This window comes from Pedobacter psychroterrae (assembly GCF_004331695.1).
In the GTDB taxonomy this organism is placed as follows: domain Bacteria; phylum Bacteroidota; class Bacteroidia; order Sphingobacteriales; family Sphingobacteriaceae; genus Pedobacter; species Pedobacter psychroterrae.
Genome location: NZ_SJSL01000002.1, coordinates 482,424 through 508,747 on the forward strand (window position 1 = coordinate 482,424; position 26,324 = coordinate 508,747).

Below are 26,324 nucleotides of genomic sequence, written 5' to 3' on the forward strand. Positions count from 1 at the left end.
GAAATAGCGTAACTCTTGGCTGATGTTTAGGGCTTGTCAGTCATGTGCAGTTCCAGTTTTCCTCCCTTTATTACATCTGTGAAGCTTATTTTATTTTCTTTTAGCACATGTCCATTCAAACTGGCTGATTTTATATAAATGTTTCTCGAAGAGTTGTTATGTGCCTCAATGATGAACTCTTTTCCAGGGTAAAACTTATTGTCCAGTTTAATTTTTGCATACTTAAACAGCGGACTGGTGATGTCCAGTCTCAGATCAGGAGAAGTTCCTCCATTCATCTCAAAGAGTCCAAGCGAACTCATCACAAACCAAGCGCCCATTTGGCCTTCATCTTCATCTCCATTCCATCCAACGTATGGAGAATCGTCATAAAAAGTGTCCAGGATCTTTCGCGTGTAATATTGCGTCAAATGTGGTTTTCCTGCATAATTGAAAAGGTATGCTGCTTGCATGTTTACCTCATTGCCATGATTGATGTAGTATTCAGCAGATTGCTCCATGGTACGGTCCAGCGCATGCGCAGCAAACTTGTGCTGCTCTGATTTCTTAAATCCGGTTTCCAGCCTGCTCATGAAAAGACCTGGCCCGGTAAATTTAACCAGTCCGGGAATATCATGAGGTACGTACAATGAATACTGCCATGAATTGCCCTCCACGAAGTGCTTCACTGAAAACAGGTCGAAATTATTGATGAACGAACCCGCTGCTTTCCTGGGTACAACATACTTCAATTTAAGATCAAATGCATTCTTCCAGTTTTGAGATCGCTTCAAAAAGAAATCATATTCTTTCTTTTTATGCACAATTTTGGACATCTGCGCTACGCACCAATCGTCAAAGGCATAGTCAAGTGTCTTGGATGCTGCACCTTTTTCGACAGGGACATACCCATTTTTGGCGTATTCTGCTATTTGCGGATTACCAGGATGTCCACCGCCTACGGGCTGCGGCTCTACCTCCACGTTTTTCTTCATAGCAGCATAGGCAATATCAGCATCATCTTTCATGATTCCCTTTAGATAGGCACTGGTCATCAATGCCATCTCATGCGATCCTTCCATAATACCCGAATATTCAATTCCGGTCGGGCCTTTAGAAAGCCAGCCGGTTTTCTCGTACATCTCCAATTGGGTGCCTACCATTTGGACCACCGTTTCCGGTGAGCTGAGCGTCCATAAGAGGTTGAGGTTCCAAAATGTATTCCAGTAAGCATCGCCCCCGATCATAGCTTTTCTGTGTGCAGGCAACTGCTGCACATTTTCAACAGCATCGGTATATTTGCCATTTACATCACTCATGATCATCTTACCTGTAAAGCAGCGATATAAATTGGTGTAGAATTTTACTTTGTCTGTCTCAGAATCACCTTCCACTTCAATTGTTTTCAGGAGATTGTTCCATACTTCCCGGTTGTACTTCACCAGCGCATCAAAGTCCCAGTCAAAATCTTTCAGTTCAGTTTTTAAATTAAGCGCTGCCTGGTCCAGGCTTACAAATGAAATGCCCGTCCTTATCAGGACCTGTTCTTCCTTTGAGGTAGGGTAGGTTACGTAGGCACCAATGTCCTTGCTGCCTGAAATCTCTTTGCCTTCAGGTAGTTCTTTTTGATCCATATATCCCTTAAAGTCTTTGAAGGGTGTACTAAACTGCATCACAAAATAGAGTGTGTATTCATTAAACCAGCCTGAATAGGATTTTGCGTAACCCCTGATTTCAGTATTACTGACCTTCGTGATCCGGGCGTCTTTCAGTTCATAGGCATATTCCGCAGGAATGTTCAGCTGTATCATGATCCTGTTGGAACTATCATTAGGTAGAGAATACCGCTGAACACCTGTTCTTTCCGTAGCTGTTAGTTCGGCTTTGATGTGCGAATCAATCAGGTCAACTGCATAATAACCGGGCGATGCTTTTTGTCCATCAGGTCTATATCTAGAATGATATCCCGCATTTGCACCTTTAAAGGGCTCGTCGGGGCTACCAGGTTTAAGGGCAAGGTCGCCATTGGTGGGCATAGTGAGCAATCCGGCCATGGTCCAGCCGTGAAGGTGACTAAAACCGTGGATGCTTCCCACAGAATATTCATAACCGCCCTGCCATACATTGCCCTGGTTATCAGGACTCAATTTTACCATGCCATTGGGCATTGTTGGTCCAGGAAACAACATCCACCTTGAATTTGAAGTGCCAATAAAGGGATCTACATAATCTATTGGTTCTTTTTTCTGAGTATAACCGGAGAAAGCCGCTCCTGTCATGACCAGCATGAAAAGTATCATCCCGAATTTAGCATGCAGTTTATTATGTAGGTACATTCTGGTATTTTGTATTTAGTATGTACATACAAATTTAGTGCTTTAAAGGTAAAAAGCAAGAATATCTGCTTGATATTATATACTGGCCGTCCGGTTGCTTCCCTTGCCTGATTTTTTTTGGCTCTTTCTTTTCGGGTTTGGCACAGCTGGTATAGGTTGTGCCAGTTTTCTGATATAAATATGCTTGGCATTGCCCTTTCCGCTTTCCCGCTCATCTACCTCAAACCGGTTGATGCTTTTGATTAAGGGCAATAACTTGGAAAACCCGTAATTTCGTGAATCGAAATCTGGTTTTTTCTTCATCATCAAACTGCCCAGATCGCCCAGATAGGCCCATCCATCTTCGTCTGCGAGGTCAGTAATACTGTCTGCAAAGAGTTTGATGGTCTCAGGATCTACCTTGCTCAGCGGTTGGGTTTCCTGGGTTTTGGTGCTTGCTGTAGTAGTTGTTACCGCAGCGTCCTCAGACTGCATTGGCTTGGGTTTCAGGATCTCGATATAGATAAATTTATCACAGGCGGTAATAAAAGGTGCCAGGGTTTTCTTTTCACCAATGCCGATCACTTTCATTCCGGCCTCACGAAGCCTGGTAGCCAGTCGTGTAAAATCGCTGTCACTGGATACAATACAAAACCCATCTACCTTTCCCGTGTATAAAATGTCCATTGCATCAATGATCAGCGCGCTGTCACTTGCGTTCTTCCCTTGCGAATAGCTATACTGCTGAATGGGTGTAATGGCATTTTCGAGCAGTACCTTTTTCCATCCGGAGACGGTAGGCTTGGTCCAGTCGGCATAGATCCTTTTGAAGGTAGGTGTGCCATATTTGGCGATCTCTTCAAACATCTCTTTGACATTGGCATACGGCACATTGTCTGCGTCAATCAGTACGGCAAGTTTTAGGTCCCTATCGGTTTTCATTGGGTTTTGCATGGGTAGTAATGTAATAGAATTTAAAGGTAGGTAATATATTACTATTACTTTTCAGCATTTTTACCACTGATAAATTTGTTACAGATTTCATAGCCGATAGCTGGCTGATTAGCTTAAATTTACGGTGTAACACACATTGATCAAATGAAAAAAAATACCCTTGCGTTTTTACTGCTCCTGCTAATATTTCCTGCAGCCGGAGTCCATGCACAAAACGGCTATTTGCAAAATGCTTTTCAATCAGCCGGTGGAGGGGCGATACTTAGCAATATTAGCAACTGGCGCCAGCGGGAGAAAAAAGCCATACTGAGCGGTATTGCTGAGTTGCCTGAGCATGCAAAGCAGGACCTGGTACGCGCTGCAGATGAAGCGCTCAAACAAAATTGGACTGCCATACGCTTATCAGATTATGCCGAATTTAAAGAGAATGGCAACAGGGTCAATTTCGAACATCTTTATCTTAGCCGCAGGTCTAAGTTATCTGTGCTTTGCGCAGGAGAACTCGTTACAGGTAAAGGCAAGTACCTTCCTGAAATAATTGACGGCATCTGGCTGATGCTGGAAGAAAGCACCTGGGTGCTGCCAGCGCACCTTTACACCAAACAGGTCAACTTCCCTGATCCTTCAAACCCGGTTATAGACTTGTTTGCTGCAGAAACTGCAGCCCATCTTGCTTGGGTCAAATTGCTGCTCGGTGAAGAACTGGACGCAGTATCTCCTGTATTGACAAAAAGGATTAGTGAAGCACTCCAAACCAGGCTTTTGCAACCCTATCTAGCTACTAACAGTTACTGGTGGATGGGTCTCAAAAATCAGCGTAAACAAAATAACTGGAACATCTGGATCAATTCCAATGTGCTCAAGGTGGCGGCGTTAACAGAAGACGATGCCGAACTCCGCATTGCATTAATTACTAAAGTGATCAGAAGTGCCGACAGGTTTATCGATGACTATCCCGCAGATGGAGGATGCGACGAAGGACCAGCTTACTGGAGTGCCGCAGGTGGCTGTCTGGGTGAGTTCCTGGCTGTGCTTACAAGAATTTCATCAGGAAAGCTGGACTGGTCGCAAAATGTGTTGTTTAAGAACATCGGTGCTTATATCTATAAAGTACATATAGCTGGAAATCGCTTTGTGAATTTTGCAGATGCACCAGGTGCCATCCTTCCAGATCCGGGAAGGGTGTATAATTTTGGTGAAATGTTTGATGATGATAAAATGAAGCATTTTGCGGCCTACCTGGGTTCTATATCCGGCGGCCCCTCAGGGTATCTTGGAATAGGTTCTATTGTTAGCTTTGCCAATAATGTGCGGGTTAGCAAGGCCCTGTCTACCATCACACCAATTGCTCCTTTGCCAATGCAGAACTGGCTGCCCGATCTGCAGATTGTAAACCTCAGGGGTAAGGAAGGGGATTCCAATGGATTAACATTCATGGCAAAGGGTGGTAACAATGGGGAAAGCCATAACCACAATGATGTCGGTAATTTTATGGTCTATAAAGATGGAGATCCGGTACTGATAGACCTTGGTAAAGGAACTTATACGAAACAGACCTTTAGTCCGGACCGCTACAAGCTATGGTATACGCAATCGCAATGGCACAATTGTCCCATCATAAATGGAGCAGACCAGCAAGCGAGCGAAACTTTTTCAGCTACTGCTGTTAAATTTACTAAAGGAAAGGCCGCTGATGTATTTACGATGAACCTTGCTAAAGCCTACCCGGCGGCGGCTGCTGTGAAAAGCTGGGTCAGGCAATTTACCTACCGCCCTGCACAGCAGGAGTTGATATTGAAAGACAGTTACCAGTTATCGGGTTATCATGCAGCCTCATCGCTGAGTTTTGTGGCATGTCGACTTCCTGTAAAAGAAAAAGAGGGGATTATCCGTCTTTCATCCATCTCTGGTAAGTTGTTATCGATGAGTTACGATCCAAAATTGCTTTCCGCCACCATTGAAGAGCAGTTGGTAGATGATACTTCCATTGCAGGCGTGTGGGGGAAGTCGGTATACCGGATTAAATTAACAACCATTGGTAAAAACCTTAAAGGTGACTACAGCATAAGGATTCGATAACAATCTTTTATTTATCTTGCAACTGTACCATATAAAAGAATACTATGAAAATCTTTATGAGCCCTTTTTTAAGAACCAGCTATTGCAGTATCTTGCTGATGGCATTCCTGCTGGTTAGCAGTGATAGCAAGGGTCAGGCGGCTGATTTTAGCAGGACTAACAACATCTTCTATTATCCTGATTCAAATACTGTGAAAGACACTTATATCAAATCGCAATGCCGCCTGGATATCTACTATCCTAAAAATGTGAAAGACTTTGCAACCATTGTATGGTTTCACGGAGGGGGGATCACTGGAGGTGGAAAAGAAATTCCACGCGAGCTAATGGATAAAGGCGTTGCGGTGATTGGGGTGGGGTATCGTTTGTCGCCCAAGGTCAAAGCACCAGCCTATATTGAAGATGCAGCAGCAGCAGTAGCCTGGGCATTTAAGCATGTGGAACAATATGGCGGCAATAAAAAGCTCATCTTCGTGTCAGGCCACTCAGCAGGAGGCTACCTGGGTACGATGCTAACTTTAGACAAGCAGTATTTAAGTAAATACCAGATAGACGCCAACAGCATTGCCGGACTTATCCCTTTTAGCGGACAGGCCATAACGCACTTTACCGTAAGGCAGGAGCAGGGAATCAAAGAACTTCAGCCCACCATTGACAAATATGCACCTTTGGCACATATAAGAGCAGATGCACCTCCGATGCTGATCATTACCGGAGACCGGGAAATGGAATTATTGGGCAGGTATGAAGAAAATGCCTATCTAAACAGGATGATGAAACTGGCAGGGAATAAAACGACCAGGTTATATGAACTCCAGGGTTTTGATCATGGAGGCATGGCGCTTCCGGCCTTTCCGCTATTGTTGAAGGAAGTAGCCCAGCTCAAAAAAGAAATCTTAAAGTAGTCAGGGAGGTATTGGATGATCGATGTTGCCTGTGCTATTATTATCACACCGGAAAAGCGGGTTTTGGTTACCCAGCGTAGTGCGGAGATGAAGCTTCCGCTGAAGATTGAATTTCCAGGCGGCAAAGTAGAAGCAGGTGAAATGCCGGATGAGTGCATAGTAAGGGAAATTAAAGAAGAACTAAACCTTGATGTCCGACCTGTCTTTGAAATGCAACCGCATGTCCATACTTATCCTCATGCCACCATTAGGCTGATTCCTTTCGTGTGCCGGATTATTGGCGGAGAAATTAAGCTCAGCGAACACCTTGCCTATGCCTGGCTAGCTGCAGAAGAGCTAATGGATCTGGATTGGGCAGAGGCAGATATTCCTGTGCTGAAGCGCTATCTCACTTTAGCTCATGCTGGTGATTTTTAGTATTTATAAGTAACAATGACTGGTAAATGATCTGAGGCATGGACATCATTTATTACCAGATGAGACGTTACTTTTAGTTTGCTTCCTTTCTTTAGAAAAACAAAGTCTATTTCACTTGTTGGCTTGTCGTCAGGTATGGTAGGAGCACAATTGCTTATACAGCTGCGTGTGAAATGCTGCTCCATGATCGCCATTGCAGGATTTGACGCTTTAAAGTTGAAGTCGCCGGCCAGGATGACTGGTAATTTTCTGTTTGCGAGAATTTTGTTGATTTCCACCACCTGCAGCATCCGGTGTTCATCTTTCAGGTCCAGATGGGTACAGGCGAAATAGAGTTCCTTTTTATTAGCCAATTTTACTTTTATTACCGCGAGTGAGCGTTGCTCCGCTTTGAGTCCTTCTTTAAATGGTAACGGGAACCGTTCGCTGCTGATAATTTTATATTTTGAAAGAATAGCAATCCCATATTCTCCTCCTTCAAAGTCAATGCCTTTAGAAAAGAAGGCATACATTCCTGTAAGTTCAGCTAGTTTATTTGCCTGATCTACCCCGCCGTTGCGCTTGGTATTTATGTCTATTTCCTGTAGGGCGACCAGGTCGGGCGACTGCTGCCTGATCACTTCAGCTATGGCTTCAAGGTCTATTACATCCGGTTTAGCCGGCGGGTTTGCATGATGGATGTTGTAGGTCATCACCTTAAGCACCTCTTGCGCATTGGACTTTTGGAAATTCAGCAGGCAGAAGATGGCCAAACAAAAAGAAAGAATAAATGATTTCATGGATGTGTAATTTGGCTGAGAAGATACTGATTTTTTAAACTTTCTTCATTTCCTTATGTTTATTAATCTTATGCAGTACTTAAGTCAATTACCTTACCTATTATAAATGCTGTATTAATCTTTATTATAGGCTATTCTAATGCCGGAATAGCATCATCATTAATACGTCTTTGAAACCTATTTAAAACGTGTTTGAAACGATCGTCATTCGAACCAAACACGAACCAAACATGTATCAAACACGTTCCAAACACGAAGAGATACAAGGCTTTTACCGGCATAATACAATGCATTATTAAGGATTTGTAAGAATGTAGCCAGATTTCATGTTAACCACATGCTTTTTGCTTTCAAATTATTTAGTAATTTTATTCAAAATAGAGACTTAGCCAAATTAACTGTATGAAAGAAAAACTTACCCGCCGTGATTTTTTGGGCAAGGCCGCATTGGTATCCACTTTTTTTATTGTTCCAAGACATGTGTTGGGAGGCATAGGCTATACTGCGCCCAGTGATATGCTCTCATTGGGCTTTATAGGCTGCGGAAAGCAGGCATTTGGCCTGAAAAATGCTTTTTTAGATACCGCGGAGGCGCAGATTGTAGCTGCCTGTGATGTATATGGACATAAACTCGATGCTTTTACCAATCAAGTGAACAAGTATTACGCAGACAAAGCGGGCAAGGCCGATTATAAAAGCTGTAAATCTTATGATGACTTTCGCCATATTCTGGAGCGTAAAGATGTAGATGCGGTGGTGATTGTCACGCCCGATCATTGGCATGCGGCTATGGCTGTACGTGCAGCAGAGGCTGGCAAGGACATTTACTGCGAAAAACCACTCTCGCTAACAGTAGCAGAAGGAAGGGCCATGGTAGATGCGACACGCAAACATAAGCGCGTGTTTCAGACTGGAAGCATGCAGCGGTCATCAAAGGAATTCAGGGATACGGTAGAGCTGGTGAGGGGCGGATTTATCGGCGACATCAAACAGATTAAAGTAAGTGTAGGTGGCCCTCCCGTGCCTTACGATCTCCAAGGTCAGCCTGTTCCTACTGATTTAAACTGGAACAGGTGGCTTGGTCCAAATGAGTATAGTGCTTATCATAATGATTTAGCCCCTAAACTGACAGATGACTTTTGGGGTAAATGGCGCAGTTACAAAGAATTTGGTGGAGGGATGATGACCGACTGGGGCGCTCATATGTTCGATATTGCTCAATGGGCATTGGACAAAGACAGCAGTGGTCCGGTAGAAATCATTCCACCCGATGGCAATGAACATAAGTTCCTGACCTATAAATATGCAGATGGAACACCTGTTACCCATGAAGATTTCGGTATCGGCAACGGAGTGAGATTTATTGGTTCGGAAGGGCAGATCGATGTAGTAAGAGGGAAGATGACTACCACACCGGATTCTCTGAAGGACAAGGTTCCTGCTGCGGGTACAAGTAAGGTGTATACCAGTGAAAATCACTATAAAGATTTTCTTAATGCCATGCGCCAGCGGAGTAAACCGATATGTGATGTAGAGACTGGCCATCGTACAGCTACGATGTGTACCATTGGTAATATTGCCTATGAATTGAAGAGGCCACTAAAATGGGATCCTGTGAAGGAAAAATTCAATGATGCCCAGGCTAATGCGCTTTGCAGCAGGAAGCTAAACAAGGAGTGGGGAATTACACTTAAGTGATTATATAGGGTTGAAGACGTAGTTAAATAAACATGGAAAGAAGAAAGTTCGTTAAATTGGGTATGGGAGTAGCTGCGGCCGGTATTTTTGCACCTGCTCTGCAAGGTTTGGCTGCTGAGTTGTTACCATCCAATAAATTACCAAAATGGCGCGGGTTTAATTTGCTCGAGAAGTTTAATAGCGATGTGAACCAGCCGTTCAAGGAATGGGATTTTAAAAAGATGGCGGAGTGGGGTTTTGATTTTGCCCGTTTACCGATGTCCTACCATTGCTGGTCAAAGCCGGATGACTGGATGAAGATGGATGAAGCTGTACTGAAGGAAATTGACCAGGCGGTTGCATATGGAGCTAAGTACAAGATCCACGTCAATCTTAATTTGCACCGGATTCCGGGTTACTGTGTAAATGCCCCTGCTGAACCACTCAACCTATGGAAAGATGAAAAGGCTTTGGAGGCCGCTGTATACCATTGGCAGCAATTTGCCAAACGTTATAAAGGCATCAGCAGCAGTAAACTCAGTTTTGACTTGATCAATGAACCATCACAGGTAGAAGAGCCTGATTATGTTCGGGTAGTTACCCGGATCATCCAGGCGATACGTAAGGAAGACCCGAGTAGGTTAATCGTCATCGACGGGCTTCAGTACGGGACTAAACCCGTATTCGGAGCGGCTGGCTTAAATGTCGGACAAAGTACCAGAGGATACGGGCCGATGCAGGTGAGCCATTACAAAGCTTCCTGGGTTAAAACAGATTGGGCAGTTCCCACCTGGCCTTTATTTCCCGATACCAATGACCGCTGGGACAAAGCTCGCTTGAAGAAGGATATCTTTGATGCCTGGAAAAAACTGGCAGATCAGGGGGTGGGGGTACATGTAGGAGAATGGGGTGCCTACCAGCATACACCCCATGATGTGTCTTTGGCCTGGATGAAAGACAACCTGGAAATATTTAAAGAGAACGGCTGGGGCTGGTCGCTCTGGAATTTCAGGGGAAGCTTCGGGATACTGGACAGTGAACGAAAAGATGTAGATTATGAGGAGTACGAAGGTCATAAACTGGACCGAAAAATGCTCAATCTGCTGCAACAGTATTAATTTCCATACCGCTATTTGGGCAGTTTAGCAGCTATGGCTTTTCTGCCATCCTCTAATGCCGCCAATGTATCTGTAAAGCGTATATTGAAACCTTTATCAGGATTATACATGTCCTGCATAGGATATGATGGATCAGCATTAAGTATGTCCAAATTTGTATTGATGCTGGCCTTAATGGCAATAGAGGCATCGTCAGTTGTTTTCATTACACCCAGCAGATCCCTTAACGCAGCTTGTCTTTGACCGTTGTTGTACTTGTAAGCGCCTTTGGGATCGCCCAGGTACATTAAAGACAGGTAAATTAACTGGTTAATAAAAATTTCATTTTCATACTCAACTGAGCTTGTTATTTCTTTGACTATAGACAAGGCCAAACCTTTATCAGCAGCAGTTCCTGTGCAAAGGCCTATTAATAAATGAAGTATAAAAAAATACACATCACCATTAAAAGCAGCAGTGGATTTGAGCAAGTCATTCATTTTAAGTCTTTGATTGGCTTCAAAATCAATAATTACTTTTGCAGGCATATTGTTTTTAGTTGCCCAGTCATCTATCAATTTTTTGGCAGCAGCGGCCGGTGTCTTATTGGCCTGACTACCAGTAGTAGTTTGTGCTACTATAAATTCATTGGAGGGTGTAGGTTTCCAGCTGGAAACTAAAGCCGAGATGGCATTGTACCGGTCTTCATCCACATGTGGTATATTTAATTCTTTGTGGTACTCCGTGACTTGATAAAGTCCGGGATCATCTCTTCTTCCCCATCTATATCCATAACCATCTAAAAAGGTAACCCAATAACTCGTAAAGGTAAAAGGCATGCCTATTGATACACTCTCATATTCACTGTCATTAGGAGCAAGACTTATGTCGTTTCTATTGCAAAAATCCATGTATTGCGATGCAAGTGATATCTGCTGGTTATTCGTAATACTATTGAGCGAGGTAAACATACTTTTGATCATCCATCTGTAACTTGGATTGGTCATCCTGCTGAAATTGTCAGAGACGCTAATAATTTTGACAAAAAATTCACGGGTGGCATCGGAAATGACAGGCATTCCTGAGCCGAAAGTTTCCAGAAATGCTATCCAGCCAACGATGCCGGGCAATTCGGCAGGAGATAATTTATAGTCGTCAAGTGTGGTTTTCATTATTTTTTTAGTTTAGTTTTTATAATCTTTCTTCCATCCTCTAAAGCTGCGAGTGTATCTGTAAACCTTGTGCTGAAGCTTTTATCGGGATTATACATATCATGCATGGGATATGCAGCGTTGGCATGGAGCATGTGGGTGCTCATTTCAATGCTTGCCTTAATTGCAATAGAGGCTTCGTCAGTTGTTTTTATGAAAGCCAGCATGCCTTTCAGCATGTCCTGCATCATGAGGTTACTATACCTGATATCCCCCTTTGGATTACCTGCATGCAGTAGTGACAGATAAATCAGCTGATTGATGAAAGTCTCATTTGGATACTCAATAGAATTGGCCTGTTCTTTTACAATAGTCAATACCGTAGCCCTGTCTGCATTGGTAGCGGTGCACAAGCTTATCATCAGGTGGAAAATAAACAGATACTCGTCTGCATTAAGGACGCGGTCGGCTCCAATCATATCCTTCATTTTTAACCGTTGCTGGGCTTCAAAACGTATCATGATACTTTGTGGCATATTGTGTGCCGATGCCCAATCAGCTACTACCTTTTTTGCAGACTCCATAGCCAGGATACCACTACCATACATACTGGTTTGATCTACAATGAAATCTTTGGAAGGTATGGGGTCCCAATTGTTTGATAAAGCAATTATGGCATTGCGCCTGTTTTCATTAACCCCGGGTATTTTTATACCTTTTTCATGCCGCACTATGCGTATCAGAGGATCTGATTCACTTTTCGGATACCATTTGTAGCCGTATCCAAACAAAAAGATAGCCCAATAGCTTCTAAATTCAAAAGGAAGATCTATTGCTGTGGTTACATAATCTTTAGGATCGCCAGGAAGGCTAATATGCATGTTTTTTTCACAAAAGTCGCCGTATTGAGCTGTGAGGGAAACCTCCTGGTTGTTAGGTACTTCGTTAAGATAAAAAAATAATGTCTCGACCATCCATCTATAACTTGAATTGGTCATTTCATCATAATTGTCAGATAGCTGGGGCAATGCTGCAAAAAATTTGCCAATGGCATTTTCAGCCGGGGGCATTCCCGAACCAAAAGTTTCCAGAAATTTCATCCATCCGCGTATAGCCGTCAGGTCGGCGGCAGACAGTTTATAGTCATTAGCAGTAGTTTGCATTATTATTTGGTTAGATTTAAGGTAATCGTTCAGTTAAGTCATAATAAACATCCGGTTTTGCCAGTCGCATAACTTTACCTGGCAAGGTTGGGCAATAAGAAATAGGGGAAGGTACACAAACTGGAGGTTCAGGGATATGATCTTTAGATACCCACATCCATTCTTCGTAAGTAGTCCTGTCTGCCTGGTTTTCAAACTTCTTTTTGTTGTTGGGCATCGTTGTCTTATCATCCAAAGCATCGGCATCCAGCCTGGTAGGTTCGCAGTCAAAATCCTGCATCACCTGCCTTTGGTTGTTGCCAAATCCTATCATACGCATGGTATAGCCGTATAACACCAGTCTGGTAGGGGATGCTGCAGGACTGGCCACCATTTTGTATTGTATGTAACCTGAGTTTAAGTACAAAGCATCGTCTTTACCGGTATTTATCAGCCAGGTGCTCGTATCCTCACCTGCCGCGGGCTCAAGCTTCCTGAACAGGGTTTGGTTCCGCAAACTTATCTTGGTACTTTGAAACAATCCCTGTAATGCATCAACCGAGCGGCGGACGTAAATGACGCTTGCTAATTTATACCTTTCTCTTTTCTTCACCAGCTTAACCCCCCACCATAAAACATAGGCTACCCCTTCTCTTTCCACGCGCCAGGAAACCGGTCTGTCAATATAAGTAAGCATGGCATCCGGGGCCAATACTATTTTGCCCTTTGATTTTGCCGTTATCGCGTCAGACAATTCTTTAGTAACAAGCCCCTCTTTTAGAACCGAATAATAGTCAATACTGCAAGCAGGTACATTACCTGCAGCATAAACATTATAGGAAACCAAAAATTCTTTGTCATAACCCGGTACAATAAGGTATTCTTCTGTTTTACTTTTAATTTTATATGCCCGCTGCTTTTGTAAAAATGTAACTGTGGCACCAGCAGTTACGTCAATAGTTACGGGCTTACCATCAATGGTTTTTGTTACCCTGTTCAGATTGATCAACAGGTTGTTGTTTATCGGTCCGGTCTCCAGATATTTTGATGCTATAACGTATGCATTGTCATATTCATCATCATCATTGTCATCATCTTCCTTGTCGGTCTTGTCGGCATCAGCTTCTGCATCATATCCAATTATGGATGTCGCCTCGGCACGCGTTAGCTCCAGTAAATATGCAGCAAAATCATTGTCTGAGTTGTTGTAAACGCGCTGTATCTGAACGCCATTTGTTTGGTTGGGGGCGTTGGCTTTAGGAAGACTTATAGCTGCTTCAAGTAATATCCCGCCTACAATGGCTGCATCAGAAAAATCGGTACCCTGCAGGTTTGCACCGGTAAATGAAATTGCACGTTCCACACCTGGCGCAAGTGTAACACCTTTAAAATTTGCACCCATCAGGTTTGTACGGTTAAAACTTACACCGTTTAAAATGGCTTTGGTAAAATCGGCCTTATAAAGATTGGCATCGTCAAAGTTCGCACCAATCAATATCGCTTTTGTAAGTGTGGCGTTAGATCCGTTTAACTGGTTATTGTACAAATGGCATTTCTGGGCGTTGCAGCCTGTTAGATTTGCTTCGGTTAAATTAACACCCGGCATATAGCTGCCATAAAGATTAGCAGCTTGTCCGTTTTCAAAAATAACAGTTAATTCACGTGCTTTAGGACTGGTAGATACGACCATATTGGCCACCAAAAATTTCCTTACAGGTGTAGTTGAATTATCTGTTATCATCCAGGCAGCTTCGGCGCCTGCAGGTGTAGGTGCAATGATGCAAGTGATATTGCCGATCGAGTAGCCGCTCCACTGAAAAATATCAATCATATCTTTTAAAACACCTTGCTGCACACTGTTTAAAAAGGTTTTATAGTCATAAGGAGCAAGGGCCGATGTGTCACTTTCAGCCATTGAAAATATGGCTGCGTTTTTACCAAACTGCGCTGCAGTTAAATTGGCATTACTTAAAATCGCATAAGTAATGCTTGATCCGTACAATTGGGCATGTGCTAAATTTGAATTGGAAAAATTGCTGTCCTGCAGATTGCACTCTACCATTCGGGCATAGCTAAATGTGGAAGGCGAGTTATCAAATATCGCATACTTAAATCCGTCTGAAACCGGAAATTGTATGATGACATACTTTTTGCCGTTTTTACTGTTAACATCAATAATATGCCAGGTCTGCAAATTGCTTTGAGTATCCCTGACAGGAGTGCATTCTACGTTTTGAAGTATTAAACCACAAGCAGTAAATATTCTTTTTATTCCTTCAGCATCCTTTCTGTTAAGCAGTTCTATAAATCCGCTATAAAGTGCGTTTCCAGGCAGTATATTTATCCTGGCGCCGGCATTTCCCATTTCCGTGCCCTGTACGGTATTGATCCCCGTGAAGGTTGAGCCATTCAGAATGGCATTGTTAAAATTAACACCATTGAACCTGGCCTTTTTAAAATCGGCAACATTTAAAATGGCCTTTTCAAAAGAAAGACTGCTGTTGAAAAATGAATACATAGCCTTCAGATTTTGCAATTGTCCTGTAATGCTGCTAAAATCATTGATGATTACGTTTCGAAGATCTAAACACTGCCAGTTTTTTTGCAGGTTTTTTAGCATAAAATCTGCCGGAACAGTTGCAAACTGAAAAGAAGTGATATATGTGGGATCTGTTGAAGTTTTGCAAGGTATACTAAACTTGCTGTCAGTAATGTTATTGCCGTCAAACCGGGTGCCCTGAAGCAAGGCATTCCGAAAGGAAATTTCCCTGAACCTGGAAGCATATGACAGATCGGTGCTGGTCAGGTCACTGTTGTCAAATACCACAGTATCCAGCGATGCACCAGCCATTGTGACTTTATTCAGATTACAGGAGATAAAGACCGCGAAATCAAGTTCGCAACGGCTCATTTTGCAATTTTGAAGGTCGCATTCCGTAAAATGGGCATTGCGAATGCTTTTTTCCTTGAAGTCAAAATTGTTCCATTTAACAGATTTGAAATCTATCCTGGCAAAATCTGCTGGTGGGTCAGTTATTTTGGCGTTGCTGAGGTCTGTAAACTGGCATTTCTTACCCAGCAGCTTCCATGGAACTGTCGCCCCTGTCAAATTGGTGAGCAGGGTTTTGCTTCCCTGCCTGCCAAATTGGGCCGGCTCTGTAAACTTAGCAGCAGTAAGGATGCAGTCGGCAAAGCTCGTTACCTTTTTTTGTGAGGATGCTCCAAATGTCGAATCCGTAAATTCGGTAACCGAGTCAAAATTACTGCCACTGAAATTTACACCAGTTAGGTTACAGCCAATAAAAACGTAACCACTAAGGTTTTGTCCGGAGAAATCACTATTAGAAAGATCAACTCTCGTGTTTACCTTGTTAGGAGGTAAAATGCCAGGCATATTAAACCTCCTTTTCAGTTAAAGTACGTGTGTCTGAAGGACCGGAAGGGGTTGACGGGATCCAGCCGCTTACACCCGGTTCGGTTCTGTTATTAGGTCCTAAAAATGTTTCATAATTAAGTGTCCATAAGGTACGCCATTTGTCAATCGCCATTTTTGCGGCAGCAATGCCCGATAGCGGGTTTTGAAGCAATACGGTCCCATCAGGATTATAAATATCCAGCATATACTCTTTTGCACTCGCTCCTGTACCGGTAAAATACAATACGTATATATAGCCTTTATCCTCGACCGCTACATCTAAATACTCTATATGCGCTGCGGTTTGTGTCCTTAACAGTGCAGTTGCAATTAACTGCTGAACCCGCAATATACCCGAGGTTGTAGCACCTGGTTTTATTTCAAAAGTGAGCATATGCAGCTTATCGCGTACTTTCCAATGTCCATCTTTTGCGATCAGATCAATCTCCAGGTTTCCTTCGTAGTTGATATCGAGTACATTTGTTGAACTATTCCAGCGGAAATCAAACGAAGTTTTTTCTGTTTTATTTACAACCAGCCAGCTTTTGCCTTTCACATTGACGATTACCTCAACACCATCTGCTTCTTCAGGCAGGTCGCACAGTTTGGTTTTCATCCGCTTGCGGATAACATTGTTGACAATACCCTTATCCAGATTGTCTGCTGTTGCCTGGTTGGTGGCAATGCTCGTTATAGGTGGGCGTAAATAGCTGGCTGGCATGTTTGCCTGGTAAGCTTTGCGCAACTCAATTGTTACTTTACGGCCATTCAAATCACTAATTAATGTATCAGGTAGGGTGAATGACAGTTCTCCTTTAAAACCCGCAACAGGATTGCCGGTTACATCAAATGACTGAAATCGTTTGTTTCCCTGTTCTAATATAATTATCCGTCCGTCTGATGATATGGTCATTGCCTTAGGCTGACTTATCAGTCCCTCCAGGTTACCGCTGCCTGACATAGGCATAGCGATCGGTGCTGTTTTGGCTTTGCCTGCCATATTTGGCAATTGAAGACTCCATATTTTATCCAGCGCGTAATCAATAGCAATTACACAACCGGCCGGATGCACGCCAATTTTATATAATGTGCTGCCACGTGGAATAGGGAAGGCGCCCCAACTATTTTCGCCATCTTCCGAAAAATCAACATCGAAATTATAAGAACCTGGCAGACCATCATGAAAACTCACAGCCCTTAGGTGATAGTGCCCTTTTTCATCTGGTCTTGGGTCCAGGTAAAAATTGCTTATTTCCGGAACTACATAATTATAAATATTAACTATTTTTTTCCACCCTCCATTGATCACTTCGGTACCATAAACAAGGTCATAAATTACGGTTTGTGTAGTGTCAATTATCCGCCATTCTTTATCGGTTTTAATGACTTTTACTACTGCTGTAGCAGGTATTTCAAAGCCTCTGTCAGTAAATTCTTTTTTGACCGGTGCAGGTAGTGCTTTGCCATCAGCATTGTTAAGGGCTACCTGATGGTTTTCAAAATCAATAATAAACAGTGGTGTTAATCCAAACTGATTATAAGCGATGAAAGGCATTTGAGTAAAACCAGTGTTAGATTGGATGATCAGATCCGAAGGCTGTGCAAGCGTAGAGATACTCTGCATGGCATACAGCTGGTTATTTTCGGGCGGGTTGGTTGATTTATCACGCGGCATATTCATGCCTGATGCACGCCAGGCATAACCCAATTGGTATGCTTTGTTATTGATGGTCATGCCAACCAGTTCCGCAAGGTTGTGGTTGCTGCCTGATGTATCCGGTACAGTTTTAGGATTGGGTAATACCGGAGCCGGCCTTGATATATTTTGCACCTCAATCTGGTAAAATTTACTTCCTCCCGAATTATAGATCTGTTTATATAAACAGCGATAGGTGATTTGTGCAGTCCGGTCATCAACGTTCCATTCTGTACCCGTAGCCACCTTGGTTACTACAATATTTTGCGGCAGCGTGATGCCGTTGTTTTTAAAATCCTGTATGAAGCCGGCAGTAAGCATTCCGCTTTCCAGGTCGGCCTTATATTTTTGATCTATTGAAAATGAGGTAATGATCCATTTATGTTTGTTGGATGGAGCGTCAAAACCGATCCTTTGCTTTTCACTGTACGAAGTTGAGGGCGTAAGTGGTACCAGGCTTTCAATGATAGACCCTGTAAAAGCAAGCTTGCCCTGCAAATCAGGAGTAGCGGATTTAGGCCCGCTATCCCAGCGACCAGCAATCCAGTCAGCGCTTGAATAAATAATGGTAGTAACTATTACCTGTCCGCCCGCAGGCACCTTATTAAAGGTAACAATAATTGGCGCAGATTTGCTTCCCGGCATTGGCCCGGCTTTTACATAGGTCATGCCTCCCTGAAAACTTCCGTTTTTAGGATATTTAAGTGTCGTTACGTAATGGCTGCCGACCATAGGCCAGATAGGATCCTGGCTTTCAGTACCATGCGAGGGATCCGGTTTTACAGTAACTGTCAGGTCCATCGTGTTTTGGATCTGCATTTCATACGTAGCCGGAGAACCGAGGCATTGTATGGTAGTTGCGGCCAGAGAAGCAACATCAGATGCCACGCTTATCGCTTTAAGCGCCCAGCCGGCGTAGGGAACCTGTTGCAGCAACTGTTGTGTGGTCAATTGACCAATACCTATTTTAGCCAGGTCTTCAATAGCGTCCTGCAGTAATTTTTCTACCAGGTAGTTGGCCACTTGTCCAAACAGGAAACTGGCAACAAAATTAGATAACTTGGAAAGGACCATTTTTGAATTTCCGTTTTTCCAAAACCCGATAGATACGACAGTTGCCGCAACACCAAGATGTATAGATAAAACGATGACGGCCATTTTTAGCTTTGATTTATCCAGGGCTGCCTTCATAGGGCCCAATACCGCTATAGTAAATGCCATGCTCGCTGCCGTTACTCCATAATTCAATATGCCCGTAGCAATCAGTCCTGCCAGATCAACTTCGGTATCCCAATCCGAGAAGTGCTTGCCGGCACCAAATCCTCCAAGATATATTTTTGCTCTGGAAGCAATAGCCGCATTGGTTTCCTTTGTGTGTGGCCATTTAAACCTGATGTCAGTATCCTGGGTAGGAAAAGGAATCCCAAACACGTTGTTACCAGCTGCTAACAAGCCCCAGTAAAGTTTTGTAGTGTTCTGGCCTCTCCGGTCGAATGTAGTGGCAAATATCTGGCTCATCATGGCGTCAGATTCTACCAGACTGTCTCCCTCTTTACTTCTGCTCAATACGCTCCAGGGTATCGGGGTACCATCAGCAGTTTGGTATTCGATATAAACACTTAAAATCCTGTTGGGCCAGTTGTTTACTGGAAATGAGATGGTATTGTTTTCAAATTTAAACCCGTCTGCTACTAATTCCAGTCCGTACTGCAGCGTAGATTCATATTTTATAGACCAATTTTCAGGAGCTGCCGTTAGGTCTGCCTTTGCCGATTCAGCAGCAGGGGCTGTAACGGTGGCAGAGGCTACATTAGTTTGATTATTCGTAATTATACCTTGCGGCCGTGCCCATAACGAACCTTTAAATGCCTCATCATTTTTTATCTTTTTGAGTACCGAATAGATTGCTCCTGTAGATGCAGTGATCACACCGCCGTCTTCTGAACCCGATTCATCATCGCTCAATTCATATTGCGGAATAACTTTCTTTTGTGTGAGGGGGTCTACAGGCCATTCCATTTGCTTGCCGTCACTAAAAACCTGTTCTGTTGGTTCCATCGGTGATTCGGCCAAAGTCACTGGGTCAACTTTTATCGCGTATGATTTTTTGTACCATGAATTGGTTGTGGTATCAGGATTGCTGCTGATGTAGTTGATCAGCTGTGTAAAATCATTATGGTCCTGCAGGTATTTGTCAAAAATGCTGACCATTATGTTGTCGTCAAGTGACCCGATCTCGGGGTGGCTAAAAACGATTGACTGCGCGTTAACCAATGGCGGGTCAATGAGCATGGCTGCGCCTCTTTTTATAGCCCTGCGGTCTACTGCACTGAGCGACTGCAAAAGATTGGGTTTGATTCCTAGTCGTGAAAGGACAAGCGGCATTGGCGTGTTTTGATGAGCGTGTTTTAGCAATACCCGTTCATGTGTCTCCGGCGAGGCATGCATAAAGGTAGCTACCAGATCAGGCAGGATGGCATTTGGATCTTTTGCCGTTGACACAATGCTAATACGTGATACCTCATCCTGGGGAAGCTGCAGGTTTTCTACATAATAGGTTATTAAATGCAGGTGGCTTTCAGGTACAGTTCCCAGGGCAGCGTTGAGCATCCGGTGTTCGACTAATTTGCCAGGGTTTTTCGCGTAGGATAATAGTTTTTCGGTTTTACCGTTTGCCTGGATAAAGTATTCGCGGTCCTCGTTCAGTGCAAAATGCAGATGGAGATTTTCCATATTGGATAGGGTTAATATTTGGTTTGTAATTGGTAATTACATTAATTGGTACAACCGTAAAGTTGCACAATATTTAAATAAAAACACTAAAAAACTGTAAAACAGGAAAATTATTATGTAAATGGTTTAAATTTGTTCAGTAGACCGCTTTTTGTTAAAAATTACCGATTATTTTTACTGCTCCATTTTACGTTTTGCGGTAATGCACCAGATTAACTCATCGATAAACTTCTTTGCCCTTTTATCGGCTGATGCTTTGTCGTTGGGCACACCCTGTTCATCGTAATTATTTTGCACTTGCGGTACGGGAAACATGGCAGGCACTACCCATGCACCTATCTTCCAAAGTGAAAAAACAAGAGAGGTGGTGACCTGCGCGCCGCCAAATGGCCCCGCAGACACTGTGGCCAGTGCAATAGGCTTCTTTTGCCATTCTTTGTATAGCAAATCAATTACATTTTTTAAGCTTGAAGGATAGCCTCCATTGTATTCTGGAGTTATCAATAAAATGCCATCAGCTTCATTAATCCTTCGCTGAAAATCCAATACGTTTTGTTCGGGACTGGGCATATACTGCAGCCGTTCCTCAAAAATCGGAAAATTATATTCAGCAAGATCTACCATGTCTACTGTTCCCAGATTATTCTCTTTGAGGTAATTTTGGAAATATAAGGCTACTCTGTGGCTATTTCTACCTTGACGTACACTTGCAGAAAGAATGACGATGTTCATATGCTATTAATTTTAAACGAAATAAAGATGCTAGAGACCTTTTAGTGCTAATAAGTTACCTTTGCGCGTTACAATGTTTTTGTAATCCCATTGTATATCGCGTCCTTTTTCCAGCCAGCGCTGCAGGTTTTCCTGGTTTATCTGGTCTACATTGGTGTACCGTGCATCAGCTGCTTTGAACGATCCTTCAGCATGAAGGTCTGGTTCATCAAATGACTGACCGCTCCAAAACAACAACCTGATACTATCTTTCAGTTTACTATATCCTACAATGGGATTACCATCAAGGAACCATACCGGATGACGGTGCCAGATCTTATTTTCTGTATCAGGAAGATGTTGGCAGATTTGCTCGTAAAGTGCATTACAAATTAACTTGTCTTCATCTGTCTGCGCATTGTTGTAGTCTAAAATCTCGCTGCTCATAGTATTTGTTAGGTTGCTGTTTTCTAGATAATATTCACCTAAATTAATTAAAAATTATCCCAGTATCCAGCTTTTTTTGTGTTTGGTGATAATTCCTATTTTAAATACAAGATAAAGGCCTTGCAATAGGTGCAGACAGTACAGGATAGTTGCATGCTTAATCTTGGCTAACTTGATGTTGATTTCAACCAATATATAACCGATAACCTGAACATACCACGTGAAATATAACTACTTGATCAAAACTTTTCTGCTCGGCGTTTTTCTCTCTGCTGCTTTTACGAATGTGCTTATTGCCCAGGTATCGAAGGTTCCTTTTGTGCCTTCACAAGAGGAGGTAGACCGTCCCTTTGGCAAGCATGACGAGCTGTCCTTTCTCAAACCTTCAAAGGTTTACAAACCTGAAACATGGTTCCATTACATAGGCGGAAACGTGTCCAAAGAAGGCATTACCAGAGATCTGGAAGCCATTGCTAAGGCCGGGCTTTCAGGAATTCAGTTGTTTCACGGGCAGTTTGGCGGTCAATGGCCCGGGGTTGAACCCCAGATCACAAGTCTCAGTGCCAACTGGGATGACGCCGTAAAACATACGGCTCAAGAATGCCGCCGCCTGGGATTGCGGTTTTCTATGAACAACTGTCCGGGCTGGGCTACCTCAGGGGGTCCATGGATTACACCAGAGAATGCAATGCGTAACCTGATATGGAACCGCACAGATGTGGTTGGGGGCAAGCTCATCAATCAGGTAATACCAAGACCAGCGCCAAATAGCGAAGTCTGGCGGGATTATAAAGACATCACTGTGCTTGCTTTCCCAACTCCTGCAGGAGATACAGGAAAGCCACTTGTTCCGGCTACGATCAAGAGTAATACCGACCATCAATGGGCAAGCTATTTTGCCGGAACAGCCAGTGAACCCATTCATTTGGCTCCGGCAGCAACCGATAAACCGTATTGGGTAGAGGTTGAATTTCCTGAGGCTGTCGCCCTGCGCAGTGTGGAGTTTTCAAGCGTACAGGCCTTTAATCATGGTCAGTCTTACGAGCCGGGGGTGACGATTGCCATCCAGGCAATACTGGCTGATGGAAAAACGAAAGACATTCTCCGTGCCGGAATGCCGCAGTCAAACTGGCAGGACGACCGGCCCATTACCCTGGCATGCTCCGAGTTGGCCGGGGTAAAAAAATACCGTATTTCCATCAGCAACAAATACCATATGACACTCAGTTCCCTTCGCCTGTTTTCTGCTGCGCGCAAAAACAGTTGGGAATCAGAAGCCGCCTGGACATTGAGGAGCATTGAACGTGCCGGCCAGCATCCTAAACAGTCGCCCGAAGCATTTATCACTCCAAATCAGATCCTGGATCTTTCAGATAAGCTCGATAAAGACGGAAAGCTCAACTGGCAGGCACCCAAAGGCAACTGGACCATACTACGCCTTGGCCATGTCAATGCCGGAAAGACAAACGGACCGGCACCTGCCGAGGGCACCGGATGGGAAGCAAACAAATTTTCTAAGTCGGGCGCAGAAGCACATTTTGCAGGATATATCGGTAGACTTTCCGGATCTGGAGGGCCACTGGCAGGCGGACTTCTCAATGGGATGCTCATCGATAGCTGGGAATGCCATACACAGAGCTGGACGCAAGAGATGGAGCAGGAATTTACGCGGGTCTCCAGTTATTCGCTCCGCAAATGGCTGCCTGCATTATTAGGTTACGTCATCAAAGACCATGAAACAACCGCCCGTTTCCTGACCGACTGGCGCAAAACCCTGAATGACCTGCTGGTAAATAATTATTATGGCCGTATGTCCTCACTGGCACGGGACAACGGGCTATCTGTTACCTATGAAACGGGCCCGGGTGATGTGGTGCCTGCCGATATCATGGAGTATTTCAAATTTGCCAACGTGCCGATGTGCGAGTTCTGGCAGCCAATGAGTGATGGATTTGTAGGATCCATCAATTTCAAGCCGATCAAACCTACTGCATCAGCAGCGAGGTTGTACGGTAAACCACGTGTTGCTGCAGAGTCCTTTACAAACATCTCGCTCAGCTGGGATGAACACCTGGATATGCTCAAGGAAGTAGCCAATATTAACGCGATACAAGGCGTTAGCCATTTCGTATTCCATACTTACACTCACAATCCTCAAACACCTTTTAAAGCCCCCGGAACCTCTTTTGGTGCGGGGATCGGAACTCCGTTTTTAAGGGGACAGACCTGGTGGGGATATATGCCCGACTTCACAGACTATTTGTCGCGCTGTACTTACTTGCTCGAGCGGGGAAAGCCGGTGTCTGATGTGCTGTGGTACCTGGGTGATGAGATCGATCATAAACCGGATCAGAATGCAGCGTTTCCCGAAGGGTTTAAATATGATTACTGTAATCCAGATGTCCTGCTGAACCGTCTGAAAGTGGAAAATGGAATGTTGGTGACGCCAGAGGGAATCCGCTACAGTGTACTGTGGTTGCCGGATGTACCCCGCATGCTGCCCCAAACACTGGAAAAAATACGCTCATTGTTGCGCGATGGAGCCAGTATTGTTGGCGAAGCCCCGGTGGGAATGGCTACATTATCTGGAGGAGAGGCCGCTAAACAGCGTTTCAGCACTGCGGTGAAGGAGATCTGGGGAGGAGCTGGTAAAGGCATGAGGAAAGTAGGGAAGGGCACGCTGGTATCAGGTATGTCGATCGACGAGGCCTTGTCGGCATTAAAGATCAGCCCTGATGTCACCGCAGGTGATGCCCTGTGGGCACACCGGCGCATAGAAGGAGCAGACTGGTATTTCGTGACTGCGCCCAGTGGTAAGGGCTTTAACGGCGAGCTAAGTTTTCGGGCACAGGGGCAAGTAGAACTGTGGGATCCCGTTAGCGGCACTTACAGTCTCGCAGAAAGTCAGGCTAATGGAGCGCATACCATCGTCGAGCTTGATCTGGCAAAAGGAGAATCCTACTTTGTCGTCTTCAGGAAACAGAAGGTTACCGGTGCCACAGCGAAAATTAAGGCTCATGAAACAGTGAGTCCCTTGCCAATTTCAGGCCCTTGGAAACTTAGTTTTCCTGCGGGTTGGGGAGCTCCGGAAGGTATAGAATTATCAGAACTGAAAGCCTGGAAGGACCTGGATATTCCGGCAGAGGGAAAGGCATTTTCAGGAACGGCGACCTATACCACTACTTTCGATGTGGAGCAGATAACGCCGGGACTGGAATATGTCCTTGACTTGGGTAAAGTCGACATGGCAGCAACAGTATCTGTCAATGGCAAGGAAGTCGGTAAATTATGGGCAGCCCCCTACTGCATCAACTTGAAGGGTTTCGTTAAAGGCGGTGTAAATACGTTAAGTGTACAAGTCACAAGTACCTGGTTCAATCGTCTTGTTTTTGACGCCGGACAACCCGAGAGCCAGCGTAAAACCTGGACCATATCCGGGCCTGGAAAAGACTCGGCTTTAAGAGCGTCCGGACTGTTTGGTCCTGTGAAACTGGATTTTATAAGAGCGCAGTAAAGCGGAGGTTATTTTCCTAATAGTAATCTGGCCTGTGTGCCCCATTGTCCGATAAACAGGTCTGGCTTGCCATCTTTGTTTACATCGCCAACAGAGATGCCCCAGCTTCTGCCTACTGTAGATTCAGGGATCACATCGGTGGTCACCAGTTTAAAATTCCCTTTACCATCATTTTGCAGCGCCTGTGCCTGCATTGGCTGGAAAGGAGGGATCTTGAGTGCACTCAGGAAAATGTCAGGCTTACCGTCCTTATTGAAGTCAAAAACAGTTCCTGCATAGCTGGAGTATTCCTGTTTGGGAATGCTCTTTGCGGTTTCGTCTTTAAAGTTTCCTTTGCCATCATTGATCAGCAAGCGGGCAGTAGGGTCTTTCTCCAATTTACCCCCATTGCTGGTTAAGTTAAGAAACAAGATGTCCGGATGTTTGTCCCCATTTGCATTGAATGCCAAGACCTCCCTTGTATGCAAAGGGACCAGCAGCTCCAGGTTTTTTGCTTTTTCAGTGAAGTGTCCTTTGCCGTCGTTGAAAAATAACCTATTGGGGGGAACCTCGTTTCCTTCCACCAAATCCAGGTGCCCGTCGCCATTCAGATCAATCAGCTTAATGGATTGAGTTTGCGAGCCGGGTCCAGTCAAGCCCTTTTCCGTATAGTCGATGAAGTGCCCGGGTTTTTCAGGGTTATTAAGCCATAAAAAATTATGCGCATTGTCTCCGGTATTTCCTACCACGATATCCAGCAGGCCATCACCGTTTACATCACCAATATCCAGTCCGTTGGCTTCACTCTTTGCAGGCAGCCGATCGCTTACATCCCGGAAAGTCCCATCTCCATTTCCCAGGTAGAATTCATGATTGCGGTCATCTTCTGCAACGAATACCACATCCAGCTTTCCATCTTTGTCAAAATCTCCTACGCGTAAATGTTCTGTGTCGTGCGATTTTTCAGCAAAGGCCCCTTTTTTCCAGGTGAATTTTCCCGTACCGTCATTCAGGTACAAGCGGTTGGGCAGATTCTCTAAAGCCAGTAGCGCATCCAGGTCTCCATCTTTATCCACGTCGGCCAGCACTACATCCAGGGGATGCGATTCGGGATCGATGGGTAAATGAGTAGCGGTTACGTCTTTGAAATAGTTAGTTTCAGTCTTTTGCGAAAAGGCATCGCTGATGGCGCCAATGCTCAGAATTAAGGTAACAGTTGCGAGTTTTGAGGGAAGATTCAGCTGCATAATCAGGGGAGATTTTGGTAAAAAAAACAATACTTAACTACAATATACAAGCTTTTATTGGAGAAATAAAAACAATGATTCACTGTT

At 44.1% G+C, this 26,324-nt stretch carries 16 protein-coding genes; 6 read left to right on the top strand and 10 right to left on the bottom strand.

The genetic code is table 11. From position 1 onward, the window contains the following. Positions 1-26 precede the first annotated feature (26 nt). Positions 27-2,315 carry a GH92 family glycosyl hydrolase gene (locus EZ437_RS10475; RefSeq protein WP_205942678.1) on the bottom strand — a complete coding sequence of 763 codons (2,289 nt, stop codon included), beginning with the start codon at positions 2,313-2,315 and terminating at the stop codon, positions 27-29. Positions 2,316-2,390: 75 nt separating this feature from the next. Continuing rightward, positions 2,391-3,236: an NYN domain-containing protein gene (locus EZ437_RS10480; protein ID WP_131595873.1), complete on the bottom strand. Its 846-nt coding sequence runs from the start codon at positions 3,234-3,236 to the stop codon at positions 2,391-2,393. 156 nt (positions 3,237-3,392) lie between these two features. Between EZ437_RS10480 and EZ437_RS10485 the strand changes: the two genes are divergently transcribed. Genes EZ437_RS10485 through EZ437_RS10495 form a run of 3 tightly spaced genes read left to right on the top strand, consistent with a single transcriptional unit; the run spans position 3,393 to position 6,649 of the window. After that, entirely contained in the window at positions 3,393-5,327 is a 1,935-nt protein-coding gene (locus EZ437_RS10485) for a heparinase II/III domain-containing protein (RefSeq protein ID WP_131595874.1), read from the top strand. A gap of 44 nt (positions 5,328-5,371) precedes the next feature. Then, on the top strand, positions 5,372-6,232 hold the full coding sequence (locus EZ437_RS10490) for an alpha/beta hydrolase (RefSeq protein WP_225869551.1): 861 nt from the start codon (positions 5,372-5,374) through the stop codon (positions 6,230-6,232). A 15-nt stretch (positions 6,233-6,247) separates the two neighbouring features. Next, entirely contained in the window at positions 6,248-6,649 is a 402-nt protein-coding gene (locus tag EZ437_RS10495; protein WP_131595875.1) for a (deoxy)nucleoside triphosphate pyrophosphohydrolase, read from the top strand. Here the strand turns inward: EZ437_RS10495 and EZ437_RS10500 are convergent. Next, a complete protein-coding gene (locus EZ437_RS10500; protein ID WP_131595876.1) occupies positions 6,646-7,428 on the bottom strand; it encodes an endonuclease/exonuclease/phosphatase family protein in 783 nt (260 codons plus the stop codon). The two genes, EZ437_RS10495 and EZ437_RS10500, sit on opposite strands and share 4 nt — an antisense overlap. 402 nt (positions 7,429-7,830) lie before the next feature. Here EZ437_RS10500 and EZ437_RS10505 point away from each other — a divergent pair, with 402 nt between their 5' ends. Then, positions 7,831-9,126, top strand: coding sequence for a Gfo/Idh/MocA family protein (locus EZ437_RS10505; RefSeq protein WP_131595877.1), 1,296 nt, complete (start codon positions 7,831-7,833; stop codon positions 9,124-9,126). Positions 9,127-9,158: 32 nt separating this feature from the next. Beyond that, the gene (locus EZ437_RS10510; RefSeq protein WP_131595878.1) at positions 9,159-10,223 is read left to right on the top strand and encodes a glycoside hydrolase family 5 protein; all 1,065 of its coding nucleotides are present in this window, start codon (positions 9,159-9,161) and stop codon (positions 10,221-10,223) included. Between the two features lie 11 nt (positions 10,224-10,234). Here the strand turns inward: EZ437_RS10510 and EZ437_RS10515 are convergent, their stop codons facing one another. The 6 genes from EZ437_RS10515 to EZ437_RS10540 form a co-directional block, all read right to left on the bottom strand. Then, a complete protein-coding gene (locus EZ437_RS10515) occupies positions 10,235-11,374 on the bottom strand; it encodes a hypothetical protein (RefSeq protein ID WP_131595879.1) in 1,140 nt (379 codons plus the stop codon). After that, positions 11,374-12,516 (bottom strand): hypothetical protein, encoded by a 1,143-nt coding sequence (locus EZ437_RS10520; RefSeq protein ID WP_131595880.1) that lies wholly within the window; start codon positions 12,514-12,516, stop codon positions 11,374-11,376. Before EZ437_RS10520 ends, EZ437_RS10515 begins: the two co-directional genes overlap by 1 nt. Before the next feature lie 16 nt (positions 12,517-12,532). Beyond that, complete coding sequence (locus tag EZ437_RS10525; protein ID WP_131595881.1) at positions 12,533-15,889, bottom strand: pentapeptide repeat-containing protein; 3,357 nt, start codon at positions 15,887-15,889, stop codon at positions 12,533-12,535. 1 nt (position 15,890) lies between these two features. After that, positions 15,891-20,339: an NHL repeat-containing protein gene (locus EZ437_RS10530; RefSeq protein WP_131595882.1), complete on the bottom strand. Its 4,449-nt coding sequence runs from the start codon at positions 20,337-20,339 to the stop codon at positions 15,891-15,893. A 174-nt stretch (positions 20,340-20,513) separates the two neighbouring features. Then, a complete protein-coding gene (locus EZ437_RS10535) occupies positions 20,514-21,071 on the bottom strand; it encodes an NADPH-dependent FMN reductase (RefSeq protein WP_131595883.1) in 558 nt (185 codons plus the stop codon). 30 nt (positions 21,072-21,101) lie between these two features. After that, positions 21,102-21,497, bottom strand: a complete 396-nt coding sequence (locus tag EZ437_RS10540) for a DUF1801 domain-containing protein (RefSeq protein WP_131595884.1) — start codon at positions 21,495-21,497, stop codon at positions 21,102-21,104. A 220-nt stretch (positions 21,498-21,717) separates the two neighbouring features. Here EZ437_RS10540 and EZ437_RS10545 point away from each other — a divergent pair, with 220 nt between their 5' ends. Next, positions 21,718-25,011, top strand: coding sequence for a glycosyl hydrolase (locus EZ437_RS10545; RefSeq protein WP_205942679.1), 3,294 nt, complete (start codon positions 21,718-21,720; stop codon positions 25,009-25,011). Between the two features lie 8 nt (positions 25,012-25,019). Here the strand turns inward: EZ437_RS10545 and EZ437_RS10550 are convergent, their stop codons facing one another. Beyond that, on the bottom strand, positions 25,020-26,237 hold the full coding sequence (locus tag EZ437_RS10550; protein ID WP_131595885.1) for an FG-GAP repeat domain-containing protein: 1,218 nt from the start codon (positions 26,235-26,237) through the stop codon (positions 25,020-25,022). Between the last annotated feature and the right edge of the window lie 87 nt (positions 26,238-26,324).